This window comes from Nocardioides sp. Leaf307, assembly GCF_001423135.1.
Classification (GTDB): domain Bacteria; phylum Actinomycetota; class Actinomycetes; order Propionibacteriales; family Nocardioidaceae; genus Nocardioides; species Nocardioides kribbensis.
Genome location: NZ_LMNY01000001.1, coordinates 1,755,991 through 1,770,540, shown reverse-complemented (window position 1 = coordinate 1,770,540; position 14,550 = coordinate 1,755,991). Strand labels below are relative to the sequence as shown.

Here is a 14,550-nt window from a genome sequence, read left to right as displayed (position 1 = left end):
GTCCGCGCGCGGGCCGTCCCGACCACCAGCGCCTCCACCCGGGGTGCGATGCGACACAGGAGCCCCGCCATGCGCTTCAACCCCAAGGCCCGTCTCGATACCGGCCGCACGCGCGACCGCGGCCGCGGTCGTGCGTCCCGCTCCGGTGGACCGCTCGGCGGCGCGCTGGGCGGCGGGGGCGGCGGGGGCAGTGCGCTGCCGGGCGGTCTGGTCGGGGGCGGCGGCATCGGCGCCGTGGTGCTGGTGGTGCTCGTCGTGGTGCTGACCCAGTGCGTCGGCGGCGAGGGCTCCGACCCGGGCGGTGCGGGCTCCTCGGCGTACGACACGAGCCGGATGGACGCCGGCACCGACCGCTACGCCGGGTGCGAGACCGGGGAGGACGCCAACGCCTCCGCCGACTGCGCCCGCGTGGCGGTGGAGAACTCCCTCACCGACTTCTGGGCCGAGGAGCTCGGCTCGCGGTTCCGTGCCGAGCAGGCGCTGGTGACCTTCACCGGGTCGGTCGCGACCGACGGCTGCGGCGAGGCGACCTCGGCCGTGGGGCCGTTCTACTGCCCGCCCGACGAGACGATCTACCTCGACACCGCCTTCTTCGACCAGGTGCTCGAGGACCGGCTCGGCGGACCCGACGGCGGTTTCGTGGAGCCCTACGTGCTGGCCCACGAGTACGGCCACCACGTCCAGAACCTGCTGGGAACGATGGGACGGGTCCGCACCCAGGAGGGCCCGCGGTCGGACTCGGTGCGACTGGAGCTCCAGGCCGACTGCTACGCCGGCATGTGGGCGCACGCCGCCACGACGACCGAGGACTCCTCCGGGCAGGTGCTGGTCGCGGAGCTCACCGACGACGACATCCGCCAGGCCCTCGGCGCGGCCGCCGCGGTCGGCGACGACCGGATCCAGCAGCAGGCCCAGGGCACCGTCGACGAGGAGAGCTGGACCCACGGCTCGTCGGCCTCACGGCAACGCTGGTTCGGGGTCGGCTACGCCGGCGGGACGCTGGAGGACTGCGACACCTTCGCCACCGACGACCTCTGAGGGCCTCCGGCGGCTCCGTGGGCGGCGTCGTCAGTGCTGGAGGAGCGCCTCGACCAGGGGGAACTGGCGCTGGAGGGCGCGCAGGTGGGGTGCGACGGCGGGGTGGCGGTACTTGCCGGCCAGGGCGCCCTCTCCCCCGGCCACGCGCGCCAGCGCCCACTCGGCGCGGCTGAGCGCGGTGAAGACCGCGGTCACCCGAGCACCGAGCGCCGCCTGGTCGCGGGTCGCGACCCCCGCGGGGAGCCCGAGCAGGTAGGCGTCGAGCAGGGGCTCGAACTCCTCGCGCGCCGAGAGCGCGTAGTAGCCGAGGTCGGCGCCGACCGCCCCGCGGCCGAGGCTGCCCCAGTCGATGGCGACCACCTCGTCGCCGGCTCGGCCCGGCAGGTTGGCCGGTGTCGGGTCGCCGTGCTGGGCGACCTGCGGCAGCGCGTCGACGGCGTCGAGGAAGACCACCCGCCGCCGCCACAGGTGGTCGGCCACGTCGGCGACGGTCGTGCGGGCCAGCGTCGGCCAGCCGCCGCGGCGCTCGGTGCGGCGCAGCCGGTCGCGCAGCTGGTCGCGGGCCAGCCACGGCAGGTCGGGGAGGTCGGCCCCGGCGAAGCGGCCCATGGCGTGCGCGGCGAAGAGCCCGTTGACGGCGGCGTCCTCGACCCACTCCCGCACCAGGGTGATGCCGTCGGGGTCCTCCTCCACGTCGCAGACCGCGGGGGGTCGCAGGCCCGGAGCACGGTCCACCACGAGCGCGCCGGCCACGTCGGCGTCGCGGCGCCAGTACGCGAAGTGGTGGGGGTCCGACAGCTCCGGCGGGTCGTCGTCGACGGGTGCGGCGAGCCGCTTCACCACCACCGGCTGGTCGCCGCGGACCGCGCGCCACGCCCCCACGGTGGAGGCGCCGGAGCCTCCGGGGAGCGGGTGCCAGCCGGGCTCGGGCTGCCACATGCTGGGGAGACTAGGGCCTGCGGGGCCAGGAGGACGGCAGATCAGGCGCGGCGCGCGGGTGCACGCGGGGACCGACCCGACGGCACCCGTGGTGGCAGCCGGTGCAGCACGACGTCGTGGACCTCGCCCGCGGCGACGGTGGCGGTCACGTAGGTGCAGTGCGGCTGGCGGCGCCGGTCGGTGGGCGACCCGGGGTTGAGCAACCGCATGCCACCCTCGGTGACGCTGTCCCACGGCACGTGGCTGTGGCCGAAGACCAGCAGGTCGGTGTCGGGGTGGGCCAGGTCGCAGCGCCGCTCCCGGCCGCGCGCGTCTCCGGTCTCGTGCACCACCTCGAGGCGCAGGCCCTCGACCTCGACCCGCGCCACCTCGGGCAGCCGGGCCCGCAGGGCGGGGCCGTCGTTGTTGCCCCAGACGCCCACCAGTCGGGTGCTCCGCTCCTCCAGCTCGTCGAGCAGGCCGACCTCCACCCAGTCGCCGGCGTGCACGACCAGGTCGGCCCGCGCGACCGCGTCCCACAGCTCCTCGGGCAGCGCCCTGGCCCGCTTCGGCAGGTGGGTGTCGGCGAGCAGCAGCAGCCGGGTGCTCATGTCGCCTCCCCCGGCTCGGCGGCCGCGTTGACCACCGTGACCCGCACGGCCGCCGCGTCGCGCGCCGCCTGCTCGAGCACGGCCCGCCGGGGGTCGGGCACCGGCAGCCACGGCTCGACCGGCACGAGTCGACGCAGGCGGGGGTCGGCGAGCACCTCCTCGACCGCCGTGCGGTCGCCGCCACCGACGAGCGGACCGCGCAGGTCGCCGAGCAGCCGGGCCGCGTGGTCGGCGGCGGCCTCGTAGGCCTGACGGGCCTGGTTGTCACGGCGGCGTGCGAAGCGCTGCTGGCTCTGTCCGCCGGCCTTGGTGCGGCCCTGCACGTGCCGCTGACCGACCTTGGAGGCCACCGTGGCCCCGCCGCTCAGCCGGGCCACCGCGAAGCCGCCCTTGCGCACCAGCAGCAGGCCCCAGTCGTCGGGCGTCGTGGCCCCGGCCGCGAAGGCGACCGGGTCGGGCAGGCCGGCGTACGCCGCGTCGAAGGGCAGTCGGGCCGTGAAGGTGGAGGAGTCCTCCGCCGCCCCGCTGAGCGCGCCTCCTGCCACCGCGAGGGCCATCGCGCCGTGGCGGGCGCGGAAGTTGACCACCCAGCGCTCGAGCCGGGAGGGCGGCACCAGGACCGTCTCCGCCCCGGTGCCGCGCGCCGCGGCGCCGCCCGGGCCGCTCACCGGCCGCCGGGGCCGTCGGGCTCGGCCCAGACCACCCGCAGCCGCTCGAGCACCACCGGCATGGAGGGGTCGAAGCCGCGCCCGGGGCCCGCCGTCTCGGCGAAGAAGCGCTCGTGCACCTCGCGCCAGTGGGCGAGGCTGCGGTCGCCCTCGCCCTCGAGGCGGGCGTGCTCGGCGTCGACGCGGTCGAAGGCGACGACCTCCACCGCGGTGGTCTCCACCAGCGCCCGCGGACGAGCGCGACCGTCGAGGAGGATGCCGAGCTGACCCGGTCGGGGCAGCGGCTCCTCGCCGTACTCCTCGGCCGCGCTGGCCGTGGCCGTCTTGGTGCCGTCGAGCACCAGGGCCAGCAGGGCGTCGGCCTGCTCCGGGGTGGACCCGAAGGACCAGGCCGGCGGCGGCACCACCTCCAGGGTGGTGGGGCCGAAGTAGGTCGGCGCGACGTTGAGGCGGGCGTGCACCCGGGCCCGCTCCCAGAAGGCGCGCACCTCGGGGTGGTCGGGCACGAACCCCTCGGCGCTCGGCGGCGGGGCCTCGGGGTCGTCGGTGCCGGTCATGTCCGGAGCCTACGCAGGCGGCCCGTCGGGCACGCGGCCGCGCCGACCGCCGACCGCCGACCGCCGGCAATTGCGCCACTTCAGCAGCCCACGAGCCCCGCACCCACCCCGAACCACGCAAACCCCGCCACCCGACCCCACCGGACCTCAGCAATTGCGCCACTTCAGCAGCCCACGAGCCCCGCACCCGTCCCGGACAGCGCAAACCCCGCCACCCGACCGCAGCGGCCCTCGATGAGGGCGCGGGGTCGAGGGCGGGGCCCCGGTGCTCGGCTCAGACGTTGAAGCCGAGGGCGCGCAGCTGCTCGCGGCCGTCGGGGGTGATCTTGTCGGGGCCCCACGGCGGCATCCAGACCCAGTTGATGGCGACGTCGTTGACCAGGCCCTCGAGGGCGGAGTCGGTCTGGTCGGAGATGACGTCGGTCAGCGGGCAGGCCGCCGAGGTCAGCGTCATGTCGATGACCAGGTTGCTGCGCTCGTCGAGGTGCAGGTCGTAGACCAGGCCGAGGTCGACGACGTTGATGCCGAGCTCGGGGTCGACGACGTCCTTCATCGCCTCGTAGACGTCGTCCTTGCTGACCGTCGAGGTGCCGACGCCGCCGGCGGCGGCCTCCGGCACGTCGGGCAGGTCGGCGTGGTCGGGGGTGGGCGAGGTCTCGGTCATGGGGTCTCCTCCAGGGAACGGGTCGTGGCGTCCTTCCAGGCCATCCACGACAGCAGGGCGCACTTCACGCGCGCGGGGAACTTGGCGACACCGGCGAAGGCGATGCCGTCCTCGAGGACCTCCTCGTCGGGCTCCACGGTGCCCTTGCCCTGCATCAGGGCGAGGAACTCCTCGTGGACCGCCATCGCCTCGGCGACCGGCTTGCCGATGACGAGGTCGGTCATCACCGAGGCCGAGGCCTGCGAGATCGAGCAGCCCACCGAGTCGTAGGAGACGTCGGCGACGACCCCGTCGGCGACGTGCACGCGCAGGGTCACCTCGTCGCCGCAGGTCGGGTTGACGTGGTGGACCTCGGCCTCGTAGGGGTCGCGCAGTCCCTTGTGGTGCGGGTTCTTGTAGTGGTCCAGGATGATCTCCTGGTACAGCGAGTCGAGCTCGGCACTCATCGGGCCGCCTCCCTCCGGGGTCGGTGTGGGGTGATCGGGTCGGGGTCGTGCGGGTGGTGCGGGCTCAGAGCTTGAAGTAGCTGCGCGTGTAGTGCAGCGCCTCCACGAGCGCGTCGATCTCCGTCGGCGTCGTGTAGAGGTACGACGACATGCGCGTGGAGCTCTGCACGCCGAAGCGGGCGTGCGCGGGTCGCGCACAGTGGTGGCCGGCCCGCACGGCGATGCCGCGCACGTCGAGCACCTGCGCGACGTCGTGGGGGTGGACCCCGTCGATCTCGAAGGAGATCGCGCCGCCGCGCTCGCGGGCGTCGAGCGGGCCCAGCACCCGCAGACCGGGCACCGTGGCCAGGCCCTCGAGGGCGTAGCCGGTTAGCGCCTGCTCGTGGGCGTGCACCGCGTCGAGACCTACGGCCGAGAGGTAGTCGACGGCCGCGCCCAGGCCCACGGCCTCGACGATCGGCGGGGTGCCGGCCTCGAACTTGTGCGGGATCCCGGCGTAGGTCGAGGACTCCATGCGCACGGTCTCGATCATCTCGCCACCGCCGAGGAACGGCGGGAGCGCCTCGAGCACCGCGCGGGCACCCCAGAGCACGCCGATCCCGGTGGGCCCGACGACCTTGTGGCCGGTGAAGGCCAGGAAGTCGGGCCGCTCGTCCTCGGGCATGGCGGCGAGGTCGATCGGCAGCTGCGGGGCGGCTTGGGAGGCGTCGACCACGACGAGGGCGCCGACCTCGTGGGCGCGCTTGGTGATCGCCGCGACCGGGTTGACGGTGCCGAGCATGTTCGACACCCAGGTGAGCGAGACGACCTTGGTGCGCTCGGTGATGAGGTCGTCCACGGCCGAGAGGTCGAGGTGGCCCTCGTCGGTCAGCCCGAACCAGCGCAGCGTCGCGCCCGTGCGCTGGGTGAGCAGCTGCCACGGCACGATGTTGGAGTGGTGCTCCATCTCGGTGATGACGATCTCGTCGCCCTCGCCCACCTCGAGCGGGCCACGGGCCCACGCGAGGGTGTTGGCCACCAGGTTGAGCGCCTCGGAGGCGTTCTTGGTGAAGAGCACCTCGTCACGGCTGGGAGCGCCGATGAAGGCCGCCACCTTGTCGCGGGCCGCCTCGAAGGCCTCCGAGGACTCCGCGCCCAGCTGGTGCATGGCGCGGGCGACGTTGGCGTTGTGCCGCTCGAGGTGGTCGACCATCGCGTCGATCACGCACTGCGGCTTCTGCGAGGTGTTGGCGCTGTCGAGGTAGACCAGCGGCTGGCCGTCGGCCAGGGTCCGCGACAGGATCGGGAAGTCGGCGCGGATCACCTCCAGCTCGGGCAGGAGGCCGTCGAGGCGCGCCGTGGTCTGGCTCGACATGGTCAGACCGCCGCCTTGACGTACTTGTCGTAGCCCTCGGCCTCGAGCTGGTCGGCCAGCTCCGGGCCGCCCTGGTCGGCGACCTTGCCGTCGACGAAGACGTGCACGTAGTCGGGGGTGATGTAGCGCAGGATGCGGGTGTAGTGCGTGATCAGCAGCACGCCCTTGCCCTCCTGCTCACGGAAGCGGTTGACGCCCTCCGAGACGATCTTGAGCGCGTCGATGTCGAGGCCGGAGTCGGTCTCGTCGAGCACGGCGACCTTGGGGGCCAGCAGCTCGAGCTGGGCGATCTCGTGGCGCTTCTTCTCGCCGCCGGAGAAGCCCTCGTTGACCGAGCGGGTGCCGAAGGACGGGTCGAGGTTGAGCCGCTCGAGGGCGCCGTTGACGTCCTTCACCCAGGTGCGCAGCTTGGGGGCCTCGCCGTCGATGGCGGTCTTGGCGGTGCGCAGGAAGTTCGACACCGAGACGCCGGGCACCTCCACGGGGTACTGCATGGCCAGGAAGAGTCCGGCGCGGGCGCGCTCGTCGACGCTCATGGCCAGGACGTCCTCGCCGTCGAGGGTCACGGTGCCGCCGGTGACGGTGTACTTGGGGTGCCCGGCGATCGAGTAGGCCAGGGTCGACTTGCCCGAGCCGTTGGGGCCCATGATCGCGTGGGTCTCGTTGTCGCCGATGGTCAGCGTGACGCCCTTGAGGATCTCCTTGGGCCCGTCCTCGGTGTCGACCGAGACGTGCAGGTCCTTGATCTCCAGCGTGCTCATGTGTGGTCCTTCTCCTGGTGGGGTGGCTCGGAGGAGCCGGGTCGGAAGTGGTGGGGTGCCGGCTCAGGCCGGCTTGACGCCGTTCAGCGTCGTCGTGACGTCGACGTGCACCTCACCGTCGCGGACCTCCACGGGGAAGGTCGCGACGGGCTCGGTGGCCGGGAAGCCGGTGGGCTTGCCGGTGCGCAGGTCGAAGCGGGAGCCGTGCAGCCAGCACTCGATCTGGCACTGCCCGCCGGCGCCCGGGGCGACCTCGCCCTCGCTCAGCGCGACGGCGGCGTGGGAGCAGAGGTCCTGCAAGGCGAAGACCTCCTCGCCCTCGCGGGCCAGCGCCACGTCGACACCGTCGACGGTGGCGGCGAAGCCCTCGTCGGTCGGGATCTCGTCGAGCGCGCAGGCGCGGGTGAAGCCCATCAGGACAGCTCCTGCAGGACGTTCTTCGACAGCTCCTCCTCGACGGTGGCGAGGAGCTTCTCCTCCACCGAGGGCACGCCGACCTTGCGGACGAGGTCGTTGAAGAAGCCGTGCACCACCAGGCGGCGCGCCTCCGGCTCGGAGATGCCGCGCGAGCGCAGGTAGAACAGCTGCTCGTCGTCGAAGCGGCCGACGGCCGAGGCGTGGCCCGCGCCCTCGATCTCGCCGGTCTCGATCTCGAGGTTCGGCACGGAGTCGGCCTGGCAGCCGTCGGTGAGCACCAGGTTGCGGTTCTCCTCGTAGGTCTCGATGCCCTCGGCGACCTTGCGGATGAGGACGTTGCCGATCCACACCGCGTGCGCGCCCTCGCCCTGCAGGGCGCCCTTGTAGACCACGTTGCTCTTGGTCTTCGGGGCGTTGTGGTCGGCGAACAGGCGGTGCTCGAGGTGCTGGCCGGCGTCGGCGAAGTAGAGACCGAGCAGCTCGGCGTCGCCGCCGGGGCCGTCGTACTCGACGTTGGCGTGCAGGCGCACCAGGTCGCCGCCGAAGGAGACCGCGGTGTGGCGCACGGTGGCGTCACGACCGACGCGGATGGCGTCGCGGCCGAGGTGGACCGCGTCGTCGTCCCAGTCCTGGAGGGTCAGCACGTTGACCTGGGCGCCCTCGCCCACGAGCACCGACGTGGTGGCGGAGTAGCGCGCGGAGCCGGTGTGGGTGAGCACGACCGTGGCCTTGGCGTAGGCGCCGACGCGGATCACCAGGTGGCCCCAGACCAGCTGGTCGGCCGACTCGCCGTGCAGGTCGATCAGCACGGGTCCGTCGGTCTCCAGCTCGGCCGGCACGTCGACGAGCGTGGCCCCGCCGGCGAGCTCCACGGCCAGCGCCGAGGGCCGGTCGTTGGGCGCCAGCTCACCGAGCGCGCGCGCCTCGGCGGTGCTGATCGTGCTCACGGTGACGCCGTCGGGCAGCGTGGTGTCCCACGTCAGGCGGTCGTCGGAGGGCGTGCCCTCGAGCACCCCGCGCAGCCGCTTGAGCGGCGTGAAGCGCCAGATCTCCTCGCGCCCGGTGGGCACCGGGTGGTCGGCGAGGTCGTAGGACGCGGGCGGGTTGAGGTGGCTGACCACCTGGTCGGCCTCGAGGGCGGATGCCACGCTCTCGCGGGCAGCATCGGTCACAGTCACGAAAAGTGTCTTCCTGGTGCTGGTGGGTACGTCGGTCGCTGCGGCTGCGCAGGGGGCGGGTGGGGCCGGCTCAGCCGACCGCGCCCTCCATCTGCAGCTCGATGAGGCGGTTGAGCTCGAGGGCGTACTCCATCGGCAGCTCCTTGGCGATCGGCTCGACGAAGCCGCGCACGATCATCGCCATGGCCTCGTCCTGCTCCATGCCGCGGCTCATCAGGTAGAAGAGCTGGTCGTCGGAGACCTTGGAGACGCTGGCCTCGTGGCCCATCGAGACGTCGTCCTCGCGGATGTCGACGTAGGGGTAGGTGTCGGAGCGGCTGATCTGGTCGACCAGCAGCGCGTCGCACAGCACGTTGGACTTCGAGCCGTGGGCGCCCTCGTTGACCTGGATCAGGCCGCGGTAGGAGGTGCGGCCGCCGCCGCGGGCCACCGACTTCGACAGGATCGAGGAGGAGGTGTGGGGGGCGGCGTGCACCATCTTGGCGCCGGCGTCCTGGTGCTGGCCCTCGCCGGCGAAGGCGATGGACAGCGTCTCGCCCTTGGCGTGCTCGCCCATGAGGTAGATGGCGGGGTACTTCATCGTCACCTTGGAGCCGATGTTGCCGTCGACCCACTCCATGGTCGCGCCGGCCTCGCAGGTGGCGCGCTTGGTGACGAGGTTGTAGACGTTGTTCGACCAGTTCTGGATGGTCGTGTAGCGGCAGCGGCCGCCCTTCTTGACGATGATCTCCACGACCGCGGAGTGCAGCGAGTCGGAGGAGTAGATCGGCGCGGTGCAGCCCTCGACGTAGTGCACGTAGGCGTCCTCGTCGACGATGATCAGCGTGCGCTCGAACTGGCCCATGTTCTCGGTGTTGATGCGGAAGTAGGCCTGGAGCGGGATGTCCACGTGGACGCCCTTGGGCACGTAGATGAACGAGCCGCCCGACCACACCGAGGTGTTGAGCGCGGCGAACTTGTTGTCACCGACCGGGATCACGGTGCCGAAGTACTCCTGGAAGAGCTCCGGGTGCTCCTTGAGCGCGGTGTCGGTGTCGAGGAAGAGCACGCCCTGCTCCTCGAGGTCCTCGCGGATCGAGTGGTAGACGACCTCCGACTCGTACTGCGCGGCTACGCCGGAGACCAGGCGCTGCTTCTCCGCCTCCGGGATGCCGAGCTTGTCGTAGGTGTTCTTGATGTCCTCGGGGAGGTCGTCCCAGGTCGCGGCCTGCTTCTCCGAGGAGCGCACGAAGTACTTGATGTTGTCGAAGTCGATGCCCGACAGGTCCGAGCCCCAGCTCGGCATCGGCTTGCGGCCGAAGAGCTTGAGGCCCTTGAGGCGCAGGTCAAGCATCCACTGCGGCTCGCTCTTCTTGGAGGAGATGTCGCGCACGACCTCCTCGGAGAGGCCGCGCTTGGCGGTGGCGCCGGCGACGTCGGAGTCGGCCCAGCCGAAGTCGTAGCGGCCGATGCCCTCGAGCTCGGGGTTGCGCTCGTCGATGGTCGTCATGAGCTGACCTGCTCCTTCTTGGTTGCGGACTGCTGGCTGGTGGTGCGCGCGAGGCCGGAGGCCTGCTGCTGGTCTGGGTCCTGCGGGTCGTGCTGCTGCGGGTCGTGCTGCTGCGGGAGGTCGGGGATGCAGGTGGTGCAGACCCCGTCGCCGTGGGCGATGGTGGCCAGGCGTTGCACGTGGCGGTCGAGCACGCGACCGATGGCCGCGGTCTCCGCCTCGCACAGCTGGGGGAACTCGTGGGCCACGTGGCTGACCGGGCAGTGCTGCTGGCACAACTGCTCCCCCACCGGCACGTCGCGCACGGCGGCGGCGTAGCCCTCCTCCGACAGCACCCGGGCGAGCACCTGGGCGGGGGTGAGCTCGGGGTGGGCGGCCTCGACGACGCCGAAGCGCTCCTCGATGAAGCCCACCCGGCGCTCGGCGAACTCGCGCACGGCGTCGTCGCCGCCGGTCTCGGAGAGGAAGCGCAGGGCCTGGACGGCGAGGTCGTCGTACTGCTGGTCGAAGCCCTCGCGGCCCCGCTCGGTCAGCACGAAGGCCCGGGCGGGTCGACCCCGGCCCCGGGTGGCGGTGCGGGCCTCGCGCGACTCCACCGCGCCCTCCTCGACCAGCTGGTCGAGGTGGCGGCGCACGGCGGCCGGCGTCAGGTCGAGCCGCTCCGCGAGCGCCACGGCGGTGGAGGCGCCGTTGACGAGGATCGACCGCGCGACGCGCTGCCGCGTCGTCTGGTCCCCGCCGCGCGGCTGGTCGCCGCTGCGCAGGGAGGTCTCGTCGAATTCCACAACGCCAGTGTGCCGTTAATGCCGGAGGCCGTTCAAGGAAGGCGACCCTTACCTGCCGGGGCGCTCCCCCGGGCGGGTGCGGCGCAGCCACCACAGCCCCACGAACGGCAGCACGAGGGGCAGGAAGCCGTAGCCCTGTCCGAAGTGCGACCAGACCGTCCGGTCGGGGAAGAGGTCGGTGGCGACCAGGCTCAGCGCCCCCACGGCGACGACCCCGGCCGCCTCGACCGAGCAGGCGACGACGGCCACCCGCCACGCGCGGGCGCCGCCCACGACCAGGCAGGTCGTGGCCAGCACGTAGAGCACCGCGGCGAGCAGCGAGAGCGAGTACGCCAGGGGCGCGCGGCCCGGCTCGGTGGCCAGCTGCAGCACCGAGCGCCCCGTGGCGGCGACGGCGAAGACGGCGTAGACCGCGACCAGCACGCGACCGGCGCCGGAGGACAGCGCGGGGTCGCGCACCTCAGGCCCCTGCCCAGATCGAGACCAGGCGGAGCTGGAGGGCGAGCACCGTGAGCACCGTCACCAGCACCACCGCCCCGCCCACGCGGGTCTTGTCGGCCAGGGCCCAGAAGGCCCCGATCGGCAGCGCGAGCAGGTTGGTGACCAGGTAGGCGACGAAGGTGACGCCCTCGACATCACGCTCCGTGCCGGCCAGGGCCACCGACCCGGTGACCAGCTGCACCAGCAGGGCCAGCTCCAGGAGCGCGATCAGGCCGAAGAGCAGGTCGCTGTGGCGCACGGCCACGTCGCGCACCACGAGCACGACGGCCAGGACGGCGACGGCGAGGCCGAGGACGACCACCGCACCGAGGACGAAGGGGTTCACGGACGGCAACGGTAGGGCACCGCCGCACGCACCCCGCCGCGGCGAGGCGACCTCGCCTCGTGGCCACCGGGTGCGGCTTCCTAGACTGGGGGCGTGCCCGCCGCCGATCCGCTCGACGCCCCCGCCGTCGAGGTCGACGGCCTGGTGATGCGCTACGGCGACAAGACCGCCGTCGACTCCCTCTCGCTGCGCGTGCCGCGGGGCTCCGTCAGCGCCGTGCTCGGCCCCAACGGCGCCGGGAAGACGACCACGCTGGAGACCTGCGAGGGCTACCGGCGGCCGCAGGCGGGCACCGTGCGGGTGCTGGGGCTCGACCCGGTGCGCGACCGACGCGAGCTGCTCCCCCGCATCGGGGTCATGCTCCAGGGCGGCGGCGCGTGGAGCGGGGTGCGGGCCATGGAGATGCTGCGCCACGTCGCGGCGCTGCACGCCCACCCGCTCGACCCCGCGCTCCTCTCGGAGCGTCTCGGCCTGGCCGAGTGCGGGCGCACCCCCTACCGCCGCCTCTCGGGCGGTCAGCAGCAGCGCCTCGGCCTCGCGCTGGCCCTCGTCGGTCGGCCCGAGCTGGTCTTCGTCGACGAGCCGACGGCCGGCATGGACCCCGCCGTGCGCCGCACCGTGTGGGAGCTGCTCCAGGAGCTGCGCGGCGACGGCGTGACCGTCGTCCTCACCACCCACTACATGGAGGAGGCCGAGCGGCTCGCCGACCTCGTCCACATCATCGACCACGGCCGCCTCGTCGTCTCCGGCTCCCCGCTGGAGCTCACGCGGGGCGGCACGGTCTCGACGATCCGGCTCGTGGTGACCCGCCCCTTCCCCCCGGGCGCCCCCGAGTCGCTCACCGCCGCACTCGGTCCCGGCACCGAGGTGCGGCTGCTCGACTCCCTCAGCCTCCAGGTGACCGGGCCGGCCGACGCCTCCACGCTGGCCCGGGTGTCACGCTGGTGCGAGGACAACGCGGTGCTGCCGGAGTCGCTGACCCTCGGCACCCGCACGCTCGAGGACGTCTTCCTCGACCTCACCGGACGGGAGCTGACCCCATGAGCGCCACCCAGCGGGCCGTGCCCGCCGCCACGGGCACCTTCGCGCCCCGGCCGGGCGCCGCTCCCCTGGGCCGGCAGGTGCTCGCCCAGGCGCGCATGGAGGCCCGGCTCACGCTGCGCAACGGCGAGCAGCTGCTGCTGGCCGTCGTCATCCCGGTCATCGTGCTGATCGGGGGCGTCCTGGCCGCCGACCGCGTCGGGCTGGACCTCGAGGCCACGCCCGTCGACGTGTTCACCCCCGGGGTGCTGGCGCTGGCCGTCATGTCGACGGCCTTCACCTCGCTGGCCATCGCCACCGGGTTCGAGCGGCGCTACGGCGTGATCAAGCGCCTCGGCACCTCGCCCCTGCCGCGCTCGGGCCTGCTGGCCGGCAAGGTGCTCGCCCTGCTCCTCGTCGAGGTGCTCCAGGTCGCGGTGATCGCCGCGGTCGCCCTGGCCCTCGGCTGGCGCCCCGTGCCCGGCGCCGACGGCTCCGCCCTCGGCGCCGTCACCGGCAGCGTGCTCGCCGTGGTGCTCGGCACCGCGGCCTTCGCCTCCCTCGGCCTCTTCGTGGCCGGGGTGCTGCGGGCGGAGGCGACCCTGGCCGCCGCCAACCTCGTCTACCTGCTCCTCATGGCCGGCGGCGCCGTCGTCCTGCCCGCCTCGGCGTACGGCGGGTTCGGCGAGGTCGTCGGCTGGCTGCCCTCCGGGGCCCTCGGCGGCGCCATGCGCGACGCCCTCATCGACGGCCAGGTCGCCTGGCCGGCCCTCCTGGTGCTCGCGGCGTGGACCGTCGTCGGCACCGTCGCGACCGCAAGGACGTTCACGTGGGAATGACCGAGTCCTCCGCCCGCCCCTCTGCCCGCCCCTCCGGCCTGGGCCGCTACGTGCGACCCCTGGGCTGGGCCTCGCTGGTGGCCAACGCCGTGCTGGTGGTCACCGGCGCGGCCGTGCGGCTGACGGCCTCGGGGCTGGGCTGCCCCACCTGGCCCGAGTGCTTCGAGGGGTCCTACACCCCCCACGGCGAGCTGACGCTGCACGCCGCGATCGAGTTCGGCAACCGGCTGCTGACCTTCGTGCTCGCCGCGATCGCCGTGGCGACCTTCGTGGCCGCCGTGCAGAGCGGCGACCGCCGGCTGCGCACCCTCGCGCTGCTCATGGGCCTGGGCATCCCGCTGCAGGCCGTGATCGGCGGCGTCACCGTGCTGACCGGGCTCAACCCGTGGGTCGTCTCGCTCCACCTGCTGCTGTCGCTGGCCATCGTGTGCCTCTCGGTCCGCTTCCTGCAGGTCGTCGACGGGGTCGGCCCCGCCGTCCGCGGGCCCGTGGTCGCGCTGGCCTGGTCGACCTTCGCCGCGGCCTGGGCCGTGCTCTACGTCGGCACGGTCGTCACCGGGTCCGGGCCCCACGCCGGCGACCTCGAGGCGAAGCGCAACGGCTTGGACCCCGAGTCAGTCAGCCAGCTCCACGCCGACAGCGTCTTCCTGCTCCTCGGCCTCACCATCGGCCTGCTCTTCGCCGTCCACGCCACCGGCGCGCCCCGACGCACCCGCCGTGCGGTGGCGCTGCTGCTCGTGATCGAGCTGGCGCAGGGGCTCATCGGCTTCGTGCAGTACTTCACCGACCTGCCCGTCGTGCTCGTGGCCTTCCACGTGCTCGGCTCGGCCCTCATCGCGGCCTCCGCCACCTGGGCCCTGCTGACCGTGCGCCACCCGCACCCCGTGTCCCTCGGCGCCGACCTCGGCTCCGACGACCTGCGCGAGCCGGTCGGGTCCGGCCGCTGATCCTCGCGCACGACGGCCCGTCCGCCCGCAGC

General features: G+C 73.4%; 18 protein-coding genes. 4 read left to right on the top strand and 14 right to left on the bottom strand.

Annotated elements, in window-relative coordinates; all coding sequences use genetic code 11:
- Positions 1-69 precede the first annotated feature (69 nt).
- Positions 70-1,038 (top strand): neutral zinc metallopeptidase, encoded by a 969-nt coding sequence (locus ASF50_RS08120; RefSeq protein WP_056904004.1) that lies wholly within the window; start codon positions 70-72, stop codon positions 1,036-1,038.
- A gap of 30 nt (positions 1,039-1,068) precedes the next feature.
- On the opposite strand, the gene ASF50_RS08115 is transcribed toward ASF50_RS08120, so the two are convergent.
- The 14 genes from ASF50_RS08115 to ASF50_RS08050 all read right to left on the bottom strand — a co-directional run bounded on the left by ASF50_RS08115 (position 1,069) and on the right by ASF50_RS08050 (position 11,712).
- Positions 1,069-1,977, bottom strand: a complete 909-nt coding sequence (locus ASF50_RS08115) for a hypothetical protein (RefSeq protein WP_056904003.1) — start codon at positions 1,975-1,977, stop codon at positions 1,069-1,071.
- A gap of 41 nt (positions 1,978-2,018) precedes the next feature.
- Positions 2,019-2,567: a metallophosphoesterase family protein gene (locus ASF50_RS08110; protein WP_056904002.1), complete on the bottom strand. Its 549-nt coding sequence runs from the start codon at positions 2,565-2,567 to the stop codon at positions 2,019-2,021.
- The gene (locus ASF50_RS08105) at positions 2,564-3,181 is read right to left on the bottom strand and encodes an acVLRF1 family peptidyl-tRNA hydrolase (RefSeq protein WP_235557590.1); all 618 of its coding nucleotides are present in this window, start codon (positions 3,179-3,181) and stop codon (positions 2,564-2,566) included. Before ASF50_RS08105 ends, ASF50_RS08110 begins: the two co-directional genes overlap by 4 nt.
- A 50-nt stretch (positions 3,182-3,231) precedes the next feature.
- Entirely contained in the window at positions 3,232-3,792 is a 561-nt protein-coding gene (locus ASF50_RS08100; RefSeq protein ID WP_082502877.1) for an ASCH domain-containing protein, read from the bottom strand.
- A gap of 274 nt (positions 3,793-4,066) precedes the next feature.
- Positions 4,067-4,456, bottom strand: a complete 390-nt coding sequence (locus ASF50_RS08095; RefSeq protein WP_056864354.1) for a metal-sulfur cluster assembly factor — start codon at positions 4,454-4,456, stop codon at positions 4,067-4,069.
- A complete protein-coding gene (sufU, locus tag ASF50_RS08090; protein WP_056864353.1) occupies positions 4,453-4,902 on the bottom strand; it encodes a Fe-S cluster assembly sulfur transfer protein SufU in 450 nt (149 codons plus the stop codon). Before sufU ends, ASF50_RS08095 begins: the two co-directional genes overlap by 4 nt.
- 64 nt (positions 4,903-4,966) lie before the next feature.
- Entirely contained in the window at positions 4,967-6,256 is a 1,290-nt protein-coding gene (locus ASF50_RS08085; RefSeq protein WP_056864352.1) for a cysteine desulfurase, read from the bottom strand.
- Positions 6,257-6,258: 2 nt separating this feature from the next.
- Positions 6,259-7,017 (bottom strand): Fe-S cluster assembly ATPase SufC, encoded by a 759-nt coding sequence (gene sufC / locus ASF50_RS08080; RefSeq protein ID WP_056864351.1) that lies wholly within the window; start codon positions 7,015-7,017, stop codon positions 6,259-6,261.
- Between the two features lie 63 nt (positions 7,018-7,080).
- On the bottom strand, positions 7,081-7,431 hold the full coding sequence (locus tag ASF50_RS08075; RefSeq protein ID WP_056864350.1) for a non-heme iron oxygenase ferredoxin subunit: 351 nt from the start codon (positions 7,429-7,431) through the stop codon (positions 7,081-7,083).
- Positions 7,431-8,612, bottom strand: a complete 1,182-nt coding sequence (gene sufD, locus ASF50_RS08070) for a Fe-S cluster assembly protein SufD (RefSeq protein WP_056864349.1) — start codon at positions 8,610-8,612, stop codon at positions 7,431-7,433. The genes ASF50_RS08075 and sufD overlap by 1 nt, the downstream gene beginning before the upstream one ends.
- 70 nt (positions 8,613-8,682) lie before the next feature.
- On the bottom strand, positions 8,683-10,101 hold the full coding sequence (gene sufB / locus ASF50_RS08065; protein ID WP_056864348.1) for a Fe-S cluster assembly protein SufB: 1,419 nt from the start codon (positions 10,099-10,101) through the stop codon (positions 8,683-8,685).
- The gene (locus tag ASF50_RS08060) at positions 10,098-10,886 is read right to left on the bottom strand and encodes a helix-turn-helix transcriptional regulator (RefSeq protein ID WP_056904000.1); all 789 of its coding nucleotides are present in this window, start codon (positions 10,884-10,886) and stop codon (positions 10,098-10,100) included. Before ASF50_RS08060 ends, sufB begins: the two co-directional genes overlap by 4 nt.
- 48 nt (positions 10,887-10,934) lie before the next feature.
- Positions 10,935-11,345: a hypothetical protein gene (locus ASF50_RS08055; RefSeq protein ID WP_056903999.1), complete on the bottom strand. Its 411-nt coding sequence runs from the start codon at positions 11,343-11,345 to the stop codon at positions 10,935-10,937.
- A 1-nt stretch (position 11,346) separates the two neighbouring features.
- The gene (locus ASF50_RS08050; protein WP_056864345.1) at positions 11,347-11,712 is read right to left on the bottom strand and encodes a hypothetical protein; all 366 of its coding nucleotides are present in this window, start codon (positions 11,710-11,712) and stop codon (positions 11,347-11,349) included.
- A 147-nt stretch (positions 11,713-11,859) separates the two neighbouring features.
- Here ASF50_RS08050 and ASF50_RS08045 point away from each other — a divergent pair, with 147 nt between their 5' ends.
- Genes ASF50_RS08045 through ASF50_RS08035 form a run of 3 tightly spaced genes read left to right on the top strand, consistent with a single transcriptional unit; the run spans position 11,860 to position 14,518 of the window.
- Positions 11,860-12,756, top strand: coding sequence for an ABC transporter ATP-binding protein (locus tag ASF50_RS08045; RefSeq protein WP_056904297.1), 897 nt, complete (start codon positions 11,860-11,862; stop codon positions 12,754-12,756).
- Positions 12,753-13,571 carry an ABC transporter permease gene (locus tag ASF50_RS08040; protein WP_056864344.1) on the top strand — a complete coding sequence of 273 codons (819 nt, stop codon included), beginning with the start codon at positions 12,753-12,755 and terminating at the stop codon, positions 13,569-13,571. Before ASF50_RS08045 ends, ASF50_RS08040 begins: the two co-directional genes overlap by 4 nt.
- Positions 13,568-14,518 carry a COX15/CtaA family protein gene (locus tag ASF50_RS08035; protein ID WP_156718148.1) on the top strand — a complete coding sequence of 317 codons (951 nt, stop codon included), beginning with the start codon at positions 13,568-13,570 and terminating at the stop codon, positions 14,516-14,518. The genes ASF50_RS08040 and ASF50_RS08035 overlap by 4 nt, the downstream gene beginning before the upstream one ends.
- Positions 14,519-14,550 lie beyond the last annotated feature (32 nt).